Annotated in this window: 16 protein-coding genes and 1 pseudogene; 9 read left to right on the top strand and 8 right to left on the bottom strand. The window is 68.2% G+C overall.

What is annotated here, in order from left to right:
* Positions 1 to 3: 3 nt before the first annotated feature.
* From qcrB to ctaE, 4 genes are read right to left on the bottom strand one after another with little or no spacing between them, the layout of a single operon-like run.
* Positions 4 to 1,629, bottom strand: a complete 1,626-nt coding sequence (gene qcrB, locus RCP37_RS08760; protein WP_308486496.1) for a cytochrome bc1 complex cytochrome b subunit — start codon at positions 1,627 to 1,629, stop codon at positions 4 to 6.
* Entirely contained in the window at positions 1,626 to 2,795 is a 1,170-nt protein-coding gene (qcrA, locus tag RCP37_RS08765; protein ID WP_308486497.1) for a cytochrome bc1 complex Rieske iron-sulfur subunit, read from the bottom strand. Before qcrA ends, qcrB begins: the two co-directional genes overlap by 4 nt.
* On the bottom strand, positions 2,792 to 3,667 hold the full coding sequence (gene qcrC, locus RCP37_RS08770; protein WP_308486498.1) for a cytochrome bc1 complex diheme cytochrome c subunit: 876 nt from the start codon (positions 3,665 to 3,667) through the stop codon (positions 2,792 to 2,794). The genes qcrA and qcrC overlap by 4 nt, the downstream gene beginning before the upstream one ends.
* Entirely contained in the window at positions 3,664 to 4,275 is a 612-nt protein-coding gene (gene ctaE / locus RCP37_RS08775; RefSeq protein WP_046283762.1) for an aa3-type cytochrome oxidase subunit III, read from the bottom strand. Before ctaE ends, qcrC begins: the two co-directional genes overlap by 4 nt.
* A gap of 170 nt (positions 4,276 to 4,445) precedes the next feature.
* Between ctaE and trpD the strand changes: the two genes are divergently transcribed.
* Complete coding sequence (gene trpD, locus RCP37_RS08780) at positions 4,446 to 5,528, top strand: anthranilate phosphoribosyltransferase (RefSeq protein ID WP_308486499.1); 1,083 nt, start codon at positions 4,446 to 4,448, stop codon at positions 5,526 to 5,528.
* On the opposite strand, the pseudogene RCP37_RS08785 reads toward trpD, so the two are convergent.
* A pseudogene (locus RCP37_RS08785) lies at positions 5,466 to 7,352 on the bottom strand (DEDD exonuclease domain-containing protein); the annotation flags it as partial. The gene trpD and the pseudogene RCP37_RS08785 sit on opposite strands and share 63 nt — an antisense overlap.
* A 60-nt stretch (positions 7,353 to 7,412) precedes the next feature.
* Here RCP37_RS08785 and RCP37_RS08790 point away from each other — a divergent pair.
* The 3 genes from RCP37_RS08790 (at position 7,413) to RCP37_RS08800 (ending at position 9,840) form a co-directional block, all read left to right on the top strand.
* Entirely contained in the window at positions 7,413 to 7,679 is a 267-nt protein-coding gene (locus RCP37_RS08790) for a hypothetical protein (protein WP_373693131.1), read from the top strand.
* A gap of 183 nt (positions 7,680 to 7,862) precedes the next feature.
* Entirely contained in the window at positions 7,863 to 8,999 is a 1,137-nt protein-coding gene (ripC, locus tag RCP37_RS08795) for a peptidoglycan hydrolase RipC (RefSeq protein ID WP_373693168.1), read from the top strand.
* Positions 9,000 to 9,063: 64 nt separating this feature from the next.
* A complete protein-coding gene (locus tag RCP37_RS08800) occupies positions 9,064 to 9,840 on the top strand; it encodes a hypothetical protein (RefSeq protein WP_308487000.1) in 777 nt (258 codons plus the stop codon).
* A gap of 50 nt (positions 9,841 to 9,890) precedes the next feature.
* Here RCP37_RS08800 and RCP37_RS08805 read toward each other — a convergent pair whose 3' ends face one another.
* Positions 9,891 to 10,532 carry a GAP family protein gene (locus RCP37_RS08805; RefSeq protein WP_308486501.1) on the bottom strand — a complete coding sequence of 214 codons (642 nt, stop codon included), beginning with the start codon at positions 10,530 to 10,532 and terminating at the stop codon, positions 9,891 to 9,893.
* A 3-nt stretch (positions 10,533 to 10,535) separates the two neighbouring features.
* Entirely contained in the window at positions 10,536 to 11,843 is a 1,308-nt protein-coding gene (locus RCP37_RS08810; RefSeq protein ID WP_308486502.1) for an MFS transporter, read from the bottom strand.
* Positions 11,844 to 11,968: 125 nt separating this feature from the next.
* Between RCP37_RS08810 and RCP37_RS08815 the strand changes: the two genes are divergently transcribed.
* Positions 11,969 to 13,111, top strand: coding sequence for a glycosyltransferase family 4 protein (locus RCP37_RS08815; protein WP_308486503.1), 1,143 nt, complete (start codon positions 11,969 to 11,971; stop codon positions 13,109 to 13,111).
* Positions 13,112 to 13,186: 75 nt separating this feature from the next.
* Here RCP37_RS08815 and RCP37_RS08820 read toward each other — a convergent pair whose 3' ends face one another.
* Entirely contained in the window at positions 13,187 to 14,989 is a 1,803-nt protein-coding gene (locus RCP37_RS08820) for an AMP-dependent synthetase/ligase (RefSeq protein ID WP_308486504.1), read from the bottom strand.
* Between the two features lie 151 nt (positions 14,990 to 15,140).
* Here RCP37_RS08820 and RCP37_RS08825 point away from each other — a divergent pair, with 151 nt between their 5' ends.
* From RCP37_RS08825 to RCP37_RS08840, 4 genes are all read left to right on the top strand, one after another.
* Complete coding sequence (locus RCP37_RS08825; RefSeq protein WP_308486505.1) at positions 15,141 to 15,536, top strand: polyketide cyclase / dehydrase and lipid transport; 396 nt, start codon at positions 15,141 to 15,143, stop codon at positions 15,534 to 15,536.
* Positions 15,537 to 15,629: 93 nt separating this feature from the next.
* Entirely contained in the window at positions 15,630 to 16,067 is a 438-nt protein-coding gene (locus RCP37_RS08830; protein ID WP_308486506.1) for an SRPBCC family protein, read from the top strand.
* A 35-nt stretch (positions 16,068 to 16,102) separates the two neighbouring features.
* Positions 16,103 to 17,362: an ArsA family ATPase gene (locus tag RCP37_RS08835; protein WP_308486507.1), complete on the top strand. Its 1,260-nt coding sequence runs from the start codon at positions 16,103 to 16,105 to the stop codon at positions 17,360 to 17,362.
* A complete protein-coding gene (locus RCP37_RS08840) occupies positions 17,359 to 17,757 on the top strand; it encodes a hypothetical protein (RefSeq protein ID WP_308486508.1) in 399 nt (132 codons plus the stop codon). Before RCP37_RS08835 ends, RCP37_RS08840 begins: the two co-directional genes overlap by 4 nt.
* The last annotated feature ends 95 nt before the right edge of the window (positions 17,758 to 17,852 follow it).

The raw sequence follows: 17,852 nt of genomic DNA on the forward strand, positions 1-17,852 counted from the left end.
GGCCTAGTGGTGACCGTTGGTGTTACCGCCTTGGTGCTCGGCCAGCGCGGTCAGCGCCCGCCGCTCGCTGGCGTGTGCCGCCTCGTTGAGCGCGGCGTCCTCTTCGACCGGGTCGGCCGTCAGGAAGCTGCCCCGACCGGGAGCACCGCCCGAACCGAGCTTGTTCATCTTCTTGGGCAGCGGTGCACCGGCGTATTCCAGCGGAATCGGGTGGCCGTGGTCGTCGACCGGGCCCAGCGGCTGGTGCAGCTCGATGTAGGCACCGTGCGGCAGCCGCTTGATGATGCCGGTCTCGATGCCGTGCTCGAGCACGTCGCGGTCACTGCGCTGCAGGCCGATGCACCACCGGTAGGTGATGAAGAAGATAAACGGCGGCAGGACCACCATCCCGATACGGCCGATCCAGGTCGTCGCGTTCAGCGAGATGTGGAACTTCCACGCGATGATGTCGTTCATCGCAGCCAGGGTCAGCACCATGTAGAAGCTGATCGCCATGGCGCCGATCGCGGTACGGACCGGAGCGTCCCGGGGACGCTGCAGCAGGTTGTGGTGCGCGTAGTCGCCGGTGAACTTCTTCTCCAGGAAGGGGTAGACCATCAGCAGGCCGAAGACGCCGCCCATGATCAGCGCGACACCGACCGGACCGGGCACGGTGTGGCCCCAGAAGTAGAACTCCCAGGCCGGCCAGAGACGAGCCAGACCCTCGGTCCACATCATGTAGAAGTCCGGCTGGCTACCTGCCGACACCTGCGACGGGCGGTAGGGGCCAAGGTTCCAGATCGCGTTGATCTGCAGCAACCCGCCCATCAGGCCCAGCAGGCCGGTGATCATCGCGAAGAACGCGCCCGACTTGATCGCGAAGACCGGCAGCACCCGCACGCCGACGACGTTGGTCTCGGTGCGGCCCGGGCCGGGGAACTGGGTGTGCTTCTGGAACCACACCAGCGCCATGTGCACGCCGATCAGGGCCAGGATGATGCCCGGAATCAGCAGAATGTGCAGTGCGTAGAGCCGGGGGATCAAGATGGTGCCCGGGAAGTCGCCGCCGAACAGCGCCCAGTGCAACCAGGTGCCGATCACCGGCATACCCAGCGTGATCGAGGACAGCGCGGCGCGCAGACCGATACCGGACAGCAGGTCGTCGGGCAGCGAGTAACCGAAGTAGCCCTCGAACATGGCCAGGATCAGCAGCAGTGACCCGATCACCCAGTTGGCCTCACGCGGCCGGCGGAACGCGCCGGTGAAGAAGATGCGCGCCAGGTGCACCATGATCGACGCCGCGAACATCAGCGCGGCCCAGTGGTGCAGCTGGCGGACGAACAGGCCGCCGCGGACCTCGAAGGAGATGTCCAGCGCCGACTCGTAGGCCCGCGACATCTGCACGCCGTTGAGCGGCTGGTAGACGCCGTGGTAGATGACCTCGGCCATCGACGGGTCGAAGAACAGCGTCAGGTAGACGCCGGACAGCAGCAAGATGATGAAGCTGTACAACGCGATCTCACCGAGCAGGAACGACCAGTGCGTCGGGAAGACCTTGTTGAACTGGCGGCGCAGTGCGGCCGCCGGGTGGTACCGGGTATCGATGTCGTCTGCTTGGCGTGCGAGCAGGTCGCCGATTGCAGGGCTCATGAGGTGCGCTCCCAGAAGGCCGGTCCGACAGGTTCCACGAAGTCGCCGTTGGCGACCAGATGCCCATTGGCGTCAATAGTGATCGGCAGCTGTGCCAGTGCGCGAGCCGCCGGGCCGAAGACCGGCTTGGCGAAGTGCAACGCGTCGAACTGCGACTGGTGGCACGGGCACAGGATCCGATAGGTCTGCTGCTCGAACAGGGAAGACGGGCAACCCAGGTGCGAGCAGATCTTGGTGTAGGCGAAGAAGTCTCCGTAGTTGAAGCTCTCCTGGCCCTGGCGCTTGACCACCTTGGGCATGTCGTCCGGCCGGATGCGGATCAGCATCACCGGATTACGGACGCCCATCATGATCGCGGTGAGCTTCTCGTTCGATTCCTCGGTAGTGCCGTCGCCGTCGGACTCGCGCCACGGGAACACCGTCTCCATACCGCCGGCGTCGAGGTCCTCGGGCCGCATCTTGACGAACGGCGAGTTGGTGCTCTGGCCGGTTGCGCGGGCCAGGTAGATGGTCTCGCCGGCGTAGCGCGGGGTCCACCCGGAAGTCCACAGCGCGGCCTTCTTGCCTTCGGCGGTGTCGACGACCGGCTTCCAAGGGTTCTTGATCAGGCCGCCGGCGCCGGCGACCAGGGTGCCCAGGCCGAACGCGCCGAACCCGACTCCCAGGGACGCACCCAGCAGCTTGCGCCGCCCGATGGTCGAGCCCTCGAACGCGTCGGTCAGCTGGGCTGCCACGGTCTTACGGTCGATCTCGGGGGAGCTGCCGTCGTGACGGTCCTGGATGGTGATCTCTTCGGGGATGAACTTCTTGACGAACAGCACCGCGCCGATGGCGATGCACAGCACCGAGAGCCCGAAGGTCAAGCCGTACAGCGGAGTTGCCAGCGAGTAGGCCAAGCCGTTCGGGGACTCCAGCGGCGCGTACTCCCACGGCCAGAACAGGAAGACCAGCAGCAGGGCGAGCCCGAAGCCGCCACCGGCCAGGAACCAGGCCGCGACCCGGCGCTCGGCGCGCTTCTCGGCCCGAGTGCCCTCGACCGGCCAGCGCGGCTCCTTGAAGACGGTGTTGACGCCGTCGATGCTGCCGCCGAGAGCGAGCAGCTCGTCGTTGGTCATCGTCGCCAATGCTGCGTCGTCAGGGAGTTCGGTCTTGTCGTTGCTGCTCATGAGCGTGCCCCGATCCACATTGCCGCGGCGATGGCTGCGACCATGCCGATAATCCAAATCACCATGCCCTCGGGCGCCGGGCCGAACCCGCCGAGCCCGTAGCCGCCCGGATCCCGTTCCTCGGTAACGGATTTCACGTAGGCGATGATGTCCTTCTTCTCCTCCATGGAGATCTGCCGGTCGGAGAAACGCGGCATGTTCTGCGGGCCGGACAGCATCGCGGTCAGGATCTGCTGCTCGCTGGCCGGCTCCAGGTCCGGTGCGTACTTACCCGAGGACAGGGCGCCGCCCCGGCCGGTGAAGTTGTGGCAGGACGCGCAGTTGAGGCGGAAGAGGTCGCCGCCGCGGCCCAGGTCGTCACCGCGCAGCGAAGCCTGCGCGATGCTGCCGTCGGCGTTGCGCACCACGGTGGGGCCGCCGCCGTTGGCCTGGACGTAGGCGCCCAGGGCGTCGATCTGCTTGTCGTCGAAGAACGGGTAGGTGCGGGGGGCTTGCGCCTCACCGCGGACGGCGGGCATCCGGCCGCTGGAGACCTGGAAGTAGACGGCGGCTTCGCCGACGCCGATCAGGCTCGGGCCGCGGCCCACCTCACCCTGCAGGTTGGCACCGTGACAGCTCACACACGAGGTGTCGAAGAGCTGCTTACCGGTCCGCAGCAGGGCCGAGGCCGACTCGTCGGCCACCGCGATCTGCGGGGTCGGGGTCAGCAGCGCGGCCATTCCACCGGCCAGGGCCAGGGCGACCAGCAGCAGCAGTCCGCCGGAGGCCCGACGGCGCAGGCGCCGGCGGGCGACGGTGTCGTTGTTGCCAGGTCGGGCCCACTTCTTCAGTGTCTTCAACCGGACACTCCTGTTCATCGGGCGGTTGCTCATCGGATGAAGTAGATCGTGGCGAACAGGGCGATCCACACGATGTCGACGAAGTGCCAGTAGTAGGACACGACGATCGAGGCGGTGGCCTGAGCCGGGGTGAACTTGCTCATCGTGGTGCGCAGCATCAGGAAGATGAAGGCGACCAACCCACCGATGACGTGCAGGCCGTGGAACCCGGTGGTCAGGTAGAACACGGTGCCGTAGGCACTCGACGGGATGGTGGTGCCGTGCGCGATCAGGTGGGAGTACTCGTAGGCCTGGCCGCAGACGAAGAACAGTCCCATCAGGAAGGTCAGGAGGTACCACCGGCGCAGCCCGAACACGTCGCCGCGCTCGGCGGCGAACACGCCCATCTGGCAGGTGAACGATGACGCGATCAGCACCAGCGTCACCGGGACCGCCAGCGCGAGATTCAACTCCGTTGGCGGTGGTGGCCAGGCACCACCGGACTGCGCGCGTGCCGTGAAGTACATCGCGAACAAACCGGCAAAGAACATCAATTCACTGGACAGCCACACGATGGTGCCGACGCTGACCATGTTGGGACGGTTCAGCGAATGCACACGCGAAGTAATGGCAGTACCCGAGGACCCCACAGCGCTCGTCACCCCGCAAGTATGACGCTATGTAGTTGTAGAACTCCACCCGGGGCTGGCAATTCGTTTGAACTGGTGTTGTCCGTGTCGTTACGTGCGCGTGAGCGCGCCGTTAGCGCTCTGCTCCCGTCCTGTTTCCGGTTGGCTTTGGCCTCGCGCAGGCCGCGTGCGACGATCGGCGCGTGGTCGAGGCAGGTAGTGCGGCGGAGCCGAAAGCGCAGATAGTGCAGTGGCGACAGGTCCTGGGCGGACTGACGTCCGGTAGAGACCTGCCTCGGGGCCAGGCGGCCTGGGCGATGGAGCAGATCATGGCCGGCGCCGCCACCTCCGCGCAGATTGCGGCGTTCGGGGTGGCGATGCAGATGAAGGGGCCGACCGCCGCCGAGGTGGGTGAGCTGGCCGACGTCATGCTGGCCTTCGGGCGCAAGGTGCCCACCGACAAGATCGGTACCGACACCGTCGACGTGGTGGGCACCGGCGGGGACGGCGCCAACACGGTGAACCTGTCCACCATGGCGGCGATCGTGGTGGCCGCTGCCGGCGTGCCAGTGGTCAAACACGGCAACCGGTCGGCGAGCTCGCTGTCCGGGGGCGCCGACACCCTGGAGGCGCTGGGAGTGCGCATCGACCTGGGGCCCGACGAGGTGGCGCGCAGTGTCGCCGAGGTCGGCATCGGATTCTGCTTCGCCCCGCAATTCCAGCCGTCGTATCGCAATGCCTCGGTGGCGCGGCGCGAGATCGGCGTCCCGACGGTGTTCAACCTGCTGGGGCCGCTGACCAACCCGGCGCGACCGCGGGCCGGTCTGATCGGATGCGCGTTCGGTGAGTTGGCCGAAGTGATGGCCGGTGTGTTCGCAGCGCGGCGGTCCAGCGTGCTGGTGGTGCACGGGGATGACGGCCTCGACGAACTGACCACCACCACGACCAGCACGATCTGGCGAGTGCAAGCCGGCACCATCGATCGGCTGACGTTCGACCCGGCCGGTTTCGGGTTTGCCCGCGCAGAGGTGGGCGAGCTGCTCGGCGGGGACGCGCAGGCCAACGCCGAGGAGGCCCGCTCGGTGCTGGGCGGAACCAAGGGGGCGGTGCGCGACGCTGTGGTGCTCAACGCGGCCGGCGCGATCGTGGCCCATGCGGGGCTATCCAGCAGCGCTGAGTGGTTGCCGGCCTGGGAGGACGGGCTGGCGCGAGCGGTCGAGGCGATCGACAGCGGCGCGGCCGAACAGTTGTTGGCTCGCTGGGTCCGCTTCGGCGCTCAGCTCTGAGGCCAGCCGCGCCGAGCGGGCCAGCGCCGCCCACGACGTCCACGGCCCGGCCGAACCCAGCGGGGAAGTCCAGCCGTCGGGTTCTGCGACGCGCACGATGCGCACCCCGGGAGCTGCCAGCCAGCGGGCGATGAGCATGGTCTCCTCGACCAGAGCGCCGGCCAACGGCGCCGGCTCGGGCAGCACCGTCTCGGCCCCCAGCGTGATCGCATCGACAACGGGCATCGGCGGGACACCGCGCGCAGCGCACCCCGCGGCAGCCAACCGGCCGTGGCGGATCACCGCGAGCTGCCACCCACCGGCGCCATCCGGCGCCGCGGCCACCAGCTCGGGCAGGGCCACCAGCGCCCGGGCGCGCTGGCTGCGCCATAGCGCATCGATGGCTGCCGCGGTGCGATCGCGCAGCCGTGCCGCACTCTCGTAGTGCCCACGATCCGCCAGCGCGTTCACCTGCTGCACGGCGGCGCCCAGGGCGCCGTTGTCGGCACCGTCGAGCAACGCCCCCGCGCGCCCGACCGCTTCGGCGTACTCGTCTGCGGTGATGTTCGGTGTCGCCGGGCAGGGGCTGACTTCGGCCGGCGGGCACGAGTGCCGACCGGTCCGGCCCAATCGCGTTGTGCAGGTGCGGGTTCCGGTGAATCGTGAAAACAGGACTGCGGACTCGGCGGCGTCAGCCCGAGAACGGAATGGGCCGATGGCCCGGTCGTGGCGCGGGGAGCGCACCACGGTCAGGCGGGGGAAAGCCTCGTTAGACAGGGTGATCCACCACCACCGCCGGGGAAACTTCGATCGTCGGTTGTAGGGCGGAGCGGCCGCGGCCAGCAGCCGTAGTTCGCGCACCCCGGCCTCCAGTGGATGCGCGCATTCGACGTGATCGATCCGGGTGGCCAGAGCCACCATCTCGGCGATGCGGCTACGGCGTTCGGAGCCGTTGAAGTACTGCCCGACCCGTCGGCGCAGGTTGGTAGAGGTGCCGATGTAGAGCACTTCGTCGGACGGGCCGCGGAACAGGTAGACCCCGGGCAGCTCCGGGAGCCCGACGGCCAGGCTGCGCTTGCGGCGCTGGGCCGGTGTCGTGTGCGACAGGTAGGCGCGCAGGTCGACGAAGGTGTTGACCTGCTGGTTGCCCAGCCGCTCGATCAGCGCGTGCAGCACGTCGACGGTGGCTCGGGCGTCGTCGAGTGCCCGGTGGGTGGGGGTGGTGCTCACCGCGAACAGTCGGGCCAACTCGGCAAGCCGGACACTGGGCGCCTCGTCGCGGCTGAGCACCCGGCGTGCCAGCCGTACCGTGCACAGCACCGGCGGCCGCGGCCAGGCCAGATCGCAGCGCTGTGCGGCGGCGGTCAAGAACCCGACGTCGAACCCGGCGTTGTGGGCGACCAGCACGGTCCCGCGGTCGAATCCGGCGAATTCGAGGAAGGACGGCAGCACGGCGTCGATCGTGGGCGCCTCGTAGACCATGGCGGTGGTGATACCGGTCAGCCGAACGATCTGCGGCGGAATGCCGCGCTGCGGGTTGATCAGCGTGGCGAACTCGCCCTCGATCACTCCACCACGCACTTTGACCGCGCCGATCTCGGTGATGGCGTCCGCTTCGTCGTCCCCTTTGGGCGCGGCCCGGCCGCCGGTGGTCTCCAGATCCACCACCACGAATGTGGTGTCGCGCAGCGTGGCCGGGGTGGGGTCGAATTCGGCTTCGAGCTGGGCATCGAAAGGGGGGAAGCTCAGCTGTGCTGCGCCGGAGCCGGTGGTCATGGCCGAACCGTATGCGCACGCACCGACACCAGGCTCGACGGACGAGGGGTGAAGCTGGGGCCGCGGCATCGAAGTCGGGTTGTCGGTGCCCGGAGTTAGCGTGCCGGCAACTGATCGAGAGGAATCGTCATGGGACAGATCTCGGGGTACTCGGATGACCGCGGCGCGCGCCGGGCGGACTCGGATCCGATGGTGATCGACTGCGATGATTGCGCGGTGCGCGGACCGGCGTGCCGGGATTGTGTGGTCAGCGTGCTCCTGGGTGTGCCCAACGAGCTGCTCGAAGACGAGCGGGCGGCGCTCGATGTGCTTGCCGAGGCCGGGATGGCGCCGCGATTGCGGTTAGTCCCGATCCGCGGCGAGCGCGGTCCGTCGCGCCGTTCGGGTGTGGCCTGACCTGGGACGAACCGGGATAAGTGGCCTTAGAATTTTCACAATCCTGACTGTTACAGTCGGCAATTCGTGATGGACAACGACGTTGCCATTCCGTAACCTATTCGAGACCTTACGTTTCGGCGGCGGTATACCCCCTGTACCGCCCTGGGCAGTGTTAAGGATGCAATCTTGGAGCTCGAACGTATGCAGTGGCGTCTGCGTGCATTGAGGCGCCCTGCCCTCGGCGCCGCGGCCGGTTTGGTGGCCGGTGTCACGACTTTTAGCAGCGTGTTGGTCGGAAACGTCCACGCAGACCCCGCCGACGACGCCCTGGCCAAGCTCAGCGAACTGTCCCGGCAGGCCGAACAGACCACTGAGGCCATGCACACCGCGCAGCTCAATCTCGACGAGAAGCTCGCCGCGCAGCAGGCCGCGGACAACGCGCACAACGCCGACCAAGCCGCCCTGGATGCGGCCCGCGATCAGCTGTCCACCTACCGAACCGCGGTCAATCGCTTCGCCGCCACCACCTATATGGGTGGCCGGGTCGGCGGCGCGGACGCGATTCTGACCGCCGAGTCTCCGCAACAACTGATCGACAAGCTCGGTGTGCAGCGGGTGGTTGCCGGCGACCTGGCGGTGCAGCTGGACCGTTTCCGTACCGCCAGCGAGCAGGCTGATCAGGCTGAACAGGCCTCCGCCAAGTCGGCTGACGACGCCCGGACGGCGGCCGAGCAGGCCGCCGCGGTCCGCGCCGAGCTGCAGGCCCGCCAAAGCCGACTGCAGCTGCAGATCTCAGTGGTGAAATCGCAGTACTACGCACTGACGCCGCAACAGCGCACGGCGATGGCCGGGCCGGGCGCAGGGCCCGAAGCCGTACCGGGCGAGCCCGCCCCCGAGGGCATGCCGCCGGCTCCTGGTTTCCCGGGATTCCCGATGCCCGGATCCGACGCACCGCCCCCGATGGATATGGCAATGGCCGCGCCCGGTGGTGGGTCCGCTGCGACCGCCGTGCAGGCGGCGTTGACCCAGGTCGGCACGCCCTACGTCTGGGGCGGGGCCGCACCGGGCGGATTCGACTGCTCCGGTCTGGTGATGTGGGCGTTCCACCAGGCCGGCATCAACCTGCCGCACTCCAGCCAGGCGCAGGCCAACGGCGGGCAGGCGGTGTCGCTGTCAGACCTGCAGCCCGGTGACGTGCTGACCTTCTATTCGGACGCGTCGCACTCGGGCATCTACGTCGGCGACGGCATGATGATCCACTCGTCCACCTACGGTCAGCCGGTCCGGGTGGTGCCGATGAACTCCTCCGGCCCGATCCACAACGCCCGCCGTTACTGAGCGCCGGGGAATCCGCCGCCTGCTTGCGGCGCTGCTTGCTGCCGAGCTGATCGGCGGTGTCGTGCTGCTCGGCGCTGCTGCTGGTCGGCCGGCAACCGAGCCGTTGATCGTCGGCGATGACCGCAGCGTCGTTCTGGAGAATCTCGGCGGTCAGCGCGGCGAGGAGCTGCTGTCGCGGGTGGCCGCGAATATCGGATCGGCGGTCGACGCGGTCGAAGCGTTCTGGGGGACCGACTGGTCGCATCGCATTCAGGTGACGGCCACCGGCTCGGATCGCCAGTTCGTCGCTCTCGCCGGCCACGACAGCGCTGATATTGCCCAGTGGTCCGATGTCGCCGCAGTCGCGGTCGCCGACCGGGTGGATCCGGAGCGTCGGTCAGCAGTTGGACAGCGGATCGTCTTCGCGCCCCGCGCGGAAGCGATGAGTACACCGGCGCTGCGAATCGTGTTGACCCATGAGCTTTTTCATTACGCAGCCCGCACCGACACTGCCTTCGATGCGCCGCGTTGGCTCACCGAGGGGGTAGCCGATTTCGTCGCTCGGCCCGACGGGAATCGGGCGAACGCGCCCGCAGAAGGAGTCGTGGCGTTGCCGTCGGATGCCGACCTGGATGCTCCCGGACCGCGCCGGGCACAGGCCTATGACCGGGCGTGGGAGTTCGCTCGCTTCGTGGCTGACCGCTTCGGGACGGCCAAGCTGCGCGAGCTGTATCTGACCGCCTGCGGCCCCGGGCACGTGCCGCCGGCAGTGGCGGTGCCGTTGGTGCTCGAGGTGAATCTGCCCGAGCTGCTCGCCGGGTGGCAGCGCTGGGCCGAGGCTCTCAGGCGTCCAGCCGGGTGAACTCGTTCCGGCGGTGCCGCTTGACGCAGGAGGCGCGCCGGCCGACACCGTCAGCGACTGAGGATGCCGGCGACGAGCAGCAGGCTGCCGACGACGGCGAGCAGGGTGGCGACCTCGACGCGGCGACGTGACCGAATCCAGTCGTTGACCGTGGTGATCGCCGCCTGCGTCTGCTGGGGCGCGAATACATATGCCAGCAGCGGGATCTCGATCAGGGCGAACGCCACGACGTGGAACATCAGCAACGCCCCGACCTGTGTGGTGACCGCGGCACCGGAGGCCAGGATGACGGCGAGTGCGGCCAGGTAGTCCACCGAGGGCAACGCGATCCCCAAGCCGGCCGCCGCCGCAATCCACGGCGAGCTGCTGCGCAACAGGCGCTGGGCCGGCATCGCCGGCGTGGCTCGGCGCGACCACCTGTCCTTGGTGGCAACCGCGGCGGCGGCCAGCAGCGCCAGCGCCCCGATCAGGATTTGAACATGGGGCAATGTGACATAGGTCGAGCCGAGTAGGCGCCGTCGTAGGACGAACAAGACGACCAGCCCCACGGTCATCCCCATCGCGAAGCCGCCGATCAGGAACGCGGCCAGTTGCAGCACCGGCCGCGGCCGGTTCAGCATCAACACCGTCATACCGATCCGGAACGGTTCGAGGCTGACGGCAAACGCCATCACCAGCACCGTCAGCCACATGGACTAGGACGCCTCGCGGGGTGTCCGAACGGCGACCATGGCGATCAGGCCGGCCACCAGGACCACACACAGTCCACCCATGCCGGCCCGGTCGGTGCCGAACAGATCGACAAAGGTGAAGAACATCCAGGGCGCCAGGAATGACGCGGCGCGACCGGCGGTGGTGTAGAGGCCGAAGGCCACGCCCTCCTTGCCCGGTGCGGACATGCGCAGCATCAGCGCCCTGGCGGACGCCAGAATCGGACCGACGAACAGGCAGAGCAACAGCCCGCAGATCCAGAACGCCACCGGCCCGGAGGCGGTCAGCAGGGTCAGCCCGACCGCGACCATCGCGGCCAGCGATCCGATGATGACGGGCTTGGGACCGGCGCGGTCGGCGAGCCGGCCGCCCACGACCGCGCCCACCGCGGCGACGATGCTGACGCAGACGCCGAAGATCAGCACGTCGGCTTGCGATACGCCGTACACGCTGACACCGAGCACCGCGCCGAACGCGAAGATCCCGGTGAGCCCATCGCGAAACACCGCGCTGGCCAGCAGGTAGTAGATGACGTTGCGATCGCGACGCCATTCGGCCTTGATCTCTTGCCACAGCGTGCGGTAGGCGCTGACGAGCCCGACTGCCGGCGCCGGCTCGGTGGTTGGCGGAGTACGCACCAGAAAGAGCAGGGGACCGGCGAACACGATCAGCCAGCCGGCGGCCACCAGCATCGCCACCCGGATGTACTGGCCGTGGTCGACGGCAAGACCGAACAGGCCCCGGGTTTCACCATCGCCGGCGATGAACCCGACATAGAGGATCAGCAGCAACAACACACTGCCGAAAAAGCCTGAGGCCGAGCCGATTCCTGAGATCCTGCCGGAATTCTGCGGTGTCGACAGTTGGCCCAGCACGGCGTTGTAGGGCACCGTTGCCAGGTCGCTGCAGACCGCGGTGCAGGCCAGCAGCGCCAGTCCGAACCCGAGATAGTGATAGTCGGCATCGATGAGGCTCATCATCGCGGTCAGCACGACCACCAGGCCGGTGAACAGCGCGAGTGCGGCGCGGCGACGTTGTGGGGCGTTGACCCAGACCCCGATCACGGGTGCCAGGAGTGCGATGAACAGTCCCGCGAACGTCAGCGCCTTGCCGAGCCAGCTTGCCGGCGTCGTGGCGCCGGGCAGGCCCGCGCCGACTTGACCGGTCAGATACACCGAGAACACGAAGGTGCCCACGACAGCGTTGACGCCCGTCGCGCCGCAGTCCCAGAGCGCCCAGGCCGCCACCTGCGATCGCGAGGTGGTTTGCGCATTGACCACGCGGCTGGTCACGGACGTCCTCCTTCTGTCACCGGCGCAGAATTCGGTGCCCGTCGCCGCCGGTCGCCAGCCTAGATGGCGTACTTCGCCCCCAGTCCGGGGGCGGCCCGCATCGTCAGCCCGCTAGCATCCCTGCAGTGAGCCGGGTCCTGCTGGTAACCAATGATTTTCCGCCGCGTCCCGGCGGCATCCAGTGCTACCTGGAAGAGCTGGTGCGCCGCATCAGCGGTAGCGGGCGCCATGACGTGACGGTCTATGCGCCCCGGTGGAAGGGCGCTGAGGCCTTCGATGACGCTGCGAAATCGGCCGGCTACCAGGTGGTGCGCCATCCCGGCACGCTGATGGTGCCGGGTCCGGCGGTGGACGCCCGGATGCGCCGGCTCATCGCCGACCACGGGGCCCAGACCGTCTGGTTCGGTGCGGCCGCCCCGCTGGCGCTGGAGGCGCAGCGGGCACGCTCTGCCGGTGCCACCCGGGTGGTGGCCAGCACGCACGGTCACGAGGTGGGCTGGTCGATGCTGCCCGGGGCTCGCTCGGTGTTGCGCCGCATCGGCGACTCCTGCGATACCGTCACGTTCGTCAGCCACTACACCCGCGGCCGATTCGCCTCGGCGTTCGGCCCCGACGCCGCGTTGGAGCACCTGCCGCCCGGAGTGGACACCGACCGGTTCCGTCCCGATCCCGCGGCGCGCGCCGAACTACGGGCTCGGCATGGGCTGGGGGAGCGTCCCACCGTGGTGTGCGTATCGCGACTGGTGCCCCGCAAGGGCCAGGACATGTTGATCAGGGCGCTGCCGGCGATCCGGAAACGCGTAGACGGGGCCGCACTGGTGATCGTCGGCGGCGGTCCCTACGCCGAGACGCTGCACAAGCTGGCCGACGAGTGCGGCGTTGCCGACGCGGTGACCTTCACCGGCGGTGTTCCGGCCGCCGAACTGCCGGCTTACTACTCACTCGGTGATGTGTTCGCGATGCCATGTCGCACCCGCGGCGCCGGGCTTGACGTGGAGGGCCTGGGCATCGTGTTCCTGGAGGCCTCGGCGGCCGGGGTGCCGGTGGTTGCCGGCGACTCGGGTGGTGCCCCCGAAACGGTCCTGCACAACCGGACCGGGTTGGTGGTCGACGGCCGGGCTGTGGAGCAGATCGGTGACGCCGTCGCCGGACTGCTTGCCGACCCCGACCGGGCCGCCGCGATGGGTGCCGCCGGGCGCGAATGGGCGACGGGGCACTGGCGCTGGGACACGCTGGCCGGACGCATGGCCGACCTGCTACAGGCCTGACCTCCCGCGAGTGTGCGCTTTGATGGGCAAAGCGGCCCGTTCGGCCGACGATTCCGCACATTCGGCGCAGATAGCTCAGCCCTTGGCGTAGATCGCCTCGATCGCGTCGGCAAACTTCTCCGCGACCACGTTGCGCTTGACCTTCATCGTGGGGGTCAGCTCGCCGGTGGCCTCGGTGAAGTCGACCGGCAGGATCTGGAATTTGCGGATCGACTCGGCATGCGAGACCGACAGATTGGCCTGCTTGACCGCCGCGTCTACCTCAGCGAGCAGATCCGGGTCGGTGGCCAGGTCCGCCGGGGTCGCGGTGCTGGCCTTGCCGTTGCGCTGCTTCCAGCCCTCGATGGCCTCGGGGTCGATGGTGATCAGTGCGCCGATGAACGGCTTGGCGTCGCCGACGACCATCGCCTGGCTGATCAGCGGGTGCGACCGCAGCTGGTCCTCGAGCACGGCGGGGGCGACGTTCTTGCCGCCGGCGGTGACGATGATCTCCTTCTTGCGGCCGGTGATCTTCAGGTAGCCCTCGTCGTCGATGGCGGCCAGGTCACCGGTGCGGAACCAGCCGTCGGTGAACGCGTCGGCAGTGGCCTGCTCGTTCTGCCAGTAGCCGCTGAAGACCACGCCGCCGCGCACCAGCAGCTCGCCGTCCTCGGCGATGCGCATGCTGTTGCCGGGCACCAGCTTTCCGACGGTCCCGACCTTCATGCCGCCGACCGGGTTGACGGTGATGGCGGCAGTGGTCTCGGTCAGCCCGTAGCCCTCGTAGATGGACAGCCCGACGCCGCGGTAGAAGTGGCCCAGCCGCTCGCCCAGCGGCGCTCCGCCGGAGACCGAGGCGCGGCAGTTGCCGCCCAGCGCGGTACGCAGCTTGTGGTACACCAGTTTGTCGAACAGGGCGTGCTTGGCGCGCAGCAACAGGCCGGGGCCGCCGCGGTCGGTGGCCTCGCTCCAGTCCACCGCGGTCTGGGCCGCGATCTCGAAGATGCGGCCCTTGCCGTCGTTGGCGGCGTTTTGGGCCGCGGTGTTGTACACCTTCTCGAACACCCGGGGCACCGACACCACCACGGTCGGCTTGAACACCGAGAACATCGGCACCAGGTTCTTGATGTCGCTGGTGAATCCGACCGTGACCTTGTTGGCGAAGCCCGCGATGCTCAGGGCGCGAGCCAATACGTGGGCCAGCGGCAGGAAGACCAGCAGACGCTGGCCCGAAGTCATCAGCGTCGGGAGTGCGGCCTGGGTGCCGCGCACCTCGTGCAGGAGGTTGGAGTGGGTGAGCTCGCAGCCCTTGGGGCGTCCGGTGGTGCCCGAGGTATAGATCAGCGTCGCCGGGTCGGTGGCCCGTAGCGCCTCGAGGCGCGCGGTGACCTGTGCCGGGTCCTGGCCTGCGGCGGCCGCGGCGAGCTCATCGAGTGCCGGGGTGTCCGAGCCGTCGATGGTGAACACCCGCCGCAGCGACGGCAGGTCGCCGGCGAGTTCGTTGACAATCTGGGCGTGGGCGTCGGTTTCGGCGAACGCCACCACCGCGCTGGAGTCCTGCATGACCCAGCGGACCTGCTCGGCCGACGACGTCTCGTAGATCGGAACGGTCACCGCGCCGATGGACAGGATCGCGTAGTCCAGGATGGCCCACTCGTAGCGGGTCGCCGAGAAGAGGACCACCCGGTCGCCGGCCGCGACACCCTGGCTGATCAGGCCCAGTGCGGCCGAACGGATCTGCGCGGCGGCAGTGGCACAGGTGACGTCGGTCCAGGCCCCGTCGACCAACCGCTGGTAGATGACGAAGTCGGGGCTGTTGCGCTCGTGTTCGAAGACGACCGCGGCGACGTTGTCGTGCTCCTCGACGGTGAACGGCGCGGGAACACTGAACTCACGCATTGCGATGACCTCTCTTGCCAACCTGGGTGTCGATCCGCTCCAGCCTAGTCGGCGCCTGATGACGACCGTGACGGTGTTCACGTTGCGGCGCGGGCCGGCACGGAGATAGCGGGGGAAAGTTGCGCAAGCGTGTTCGATACGCTTGCGGGCCATGAACAGTATCCAGGTCGCCGACGAGACGTTCGTCGCCGCTTCCGGCGAGCAGGTCGGGGCGGCTGTCGCCGATCGGTCGAGTTGGCAGCGATGGTGGCCCGACCTGCAGCTGCAGGTAGTCGAGGATCGTGCCGACAAGGGCATGCGGTGGACGGTGAGCGGGCCGCTGACCGGCACCATGGAGATTTGGCTGGAGCCGATGCTCGACGGTGTGCTGTTGCACTACTTCCTGCACGCCGAACCCGCCGGTGTGACCGGCCGGCAGCTGGCCCGGCTGAACTTGGCGAAGCTCAATCACCGGCGCCGGGTGGCCGGCAAGCGGATGGCCTTCGAGATCAAGGACCGTCTTGAGCGTTCCCGGCCGGTGGGGGTCTCTCCGATCGCCGTCAGTTGACCGGCGCGACGGCACAGCGGCGGCGAAAAAGGACAGGTACCGTCTCTGCCGAGGGCCGTGTGGCGGGCGCGAGCGAGTTAGGGAAATAACTACGTGGCGGATAAGACAGCTCAGACGATCTACATCGCAGCGGATCCGGACACGGTGATGAACGTGATCGCCGACATCGGCGCTTATCCCGACTGGGTCTCGGAGTACAGCGAGGCCGAAGTGCTCGAAACCGATGCCGACGGCTACCCGAAGGTGGCGCGGTTGGTGCTCGACGCGGCCGTGCTCAAAGACACCATGGTGCTGGACTACGACTGGTCGGCAGACCGTCGCTCGGTGCGCTGGTCGTTGGCGTCCAGTTCGCTGCTGAAGGCTCTCAACGGCGAGTATCGCTTGACGCCCAAGGGATCTGGAACCGAGGTCCTTTACGAATTGTCGGTGGATCTGATGATTCCGATGATCGGCCTGCTCAAGCGCAAGGCGGAGCGGCGGTTGACCGACACCGCCCTGAAGGACCTGAAGAAGCGAGCAGAGGCTGAGTGAGGCCGCCTGAGGCTGGAACGCCGACAGCACCTCCAGTGCCTGCGATCAGTCTGTTCGTCGGCAAGGGCGGCGTAGGCAAGTCCACTTGTGCAGCGGCGACCGCGGTCTCGTTGGCATGCGCTGGCGATCGGGTGTTGCTGATCTCCACCGACCAGGCCCATTCGGTCGGGGACGTGCTCGGATTGCCGGTGCCCCCCACCGATGGCCGAGACCCCATCGCGGTGGACGTCGACGGCGCCGGAGCGGGGGGCGGCTGCCTGGACGTGCTGGCGCTGGACACGCTGGCTTTGCTTGAGCGGCACTGGGTGGGCGTGGTCGACGTTCTGGCCGCGCGGTTCCCCGAGTCCGACCTGGGAAACGTTGCGCCCGAAGAACTTTCTGCGCTTCCCGGTGTTCAGGAGGTGCTGGGTCTGCACGAGGTCGGCGAACTCGCAGACAGTGGGCAATGGGACCGGGTCGTCGTCGACTGTGCGTCCACCGCCGATGCGATGCGGATGCTGACGCTGCCGGCGACGGTGGCGCTCTACGCCGAGCGGTCCTGGCCACGGCACCGTCGGCTCAGCGGAACCGAGGATCCCCGCTCGACCGCCCTGGTCGAGCTGATCGAACGGATCAGCGGTGCCGCCGAGCGGCTTGCCGAACGGCTGACCGATGAGACGACGGTCGCCGCGCACCTGGTGCTGACCGCCGAACGCGTCGTGGCCGCCGAAGCCGTCCGGACGTTGGGGGCGCTGTCCCTGACCGGCGTCCGGGTGGCCGAGCTGATCGTCAATCAGATTTTGTTGCAGGATGATTCGTACGTCTACACCAATCTGCCGGCGCACCCGGCGTTCGACTGGTATGCCGAACGGATCAGGGAACAGAGCGGTGTCCTTGACGAGGTCGACCGCACCATCGGTGATGTGGCGATGGTGCTGGTCCCGCATCTGGCGGGGGAGCCGATCGGCCCCAAAGCGCTGGGCGATCTGCTTGCGAACAGTCGGCGCCGTGACGGATCGGCACCACCTGGTCCGGTGCGGCCAGTGGTCGACCGGGAGTCCGGTTCCGGTCTGGGGGCGGTGTATCGACTGCGGCTAGAGTTACCCCAGGTCGATTCCGGTGCGCTGAGCCTGGGGCGATCCGGAGATGATCTGATCATCGGTGCAGGTGGCACCCGACGCCGGGTTCGGTTGGCGTCGGTGCTGCGGCGGTGCACGGTCGTGGACGCAACGTTGCGTGGCAGCGAACTGACGGTGCGCTTCCGGCCGGATCCGGCCGTGTGGCCGGTGGCTGGCGATGAGGAGGTGCGACGTTGAACGCTGGCGCGCACCCCGATCTGGGTGAGCTCGGACCCGAGCTGCGCAAGCTCGCCCAAGCGATCCTGGATCGACTCGATCCGGCGGTGCGCGCCGCGGCGCTGTTGGCGGCCTCCTCGGGTGACGGACCGGGCAAATGCCAGCAGGTGTGGTGCCCGGTGTGTGCGCTGGCAGCGCTGGTCACCGGGGAAGAACATCCGCTGCTCACCATCGTCGCCGAGCACAGTGTCGCGCTGTATGAGGTGATCCGTGCGGTGGTTGGAGAGGTCGATCCGAGTGGCGAGACGCCGCGCCCGCCCGATCCCGGCTCGCCCGGCGGAGGCGGTGGCGGCGACGAGCCGCCGGCCCGGCCCAGTTATGAGCCCATTCCGGTCACCATTGAAACGGAAACCTGAAAAGCCGAAAGCTGAGGAATTCCACGGAATTCGCGATGTGACGAATCACCGTGTGGCCCTAGCCACCCGCGGTCGGTAAAGTTGGCGCGAACACG

Source organism: Mycolicibacter sp. MU0102 (assembly GCF_963378105.1).
In the GTDB taxonomy this organism is placed as follows: Bacteria; Actinomycetota; Actinomycetes; order Mycobacteriales; family Mycobacteriaceae; genus Mycobacterium; species Mycobacterium holstebronense.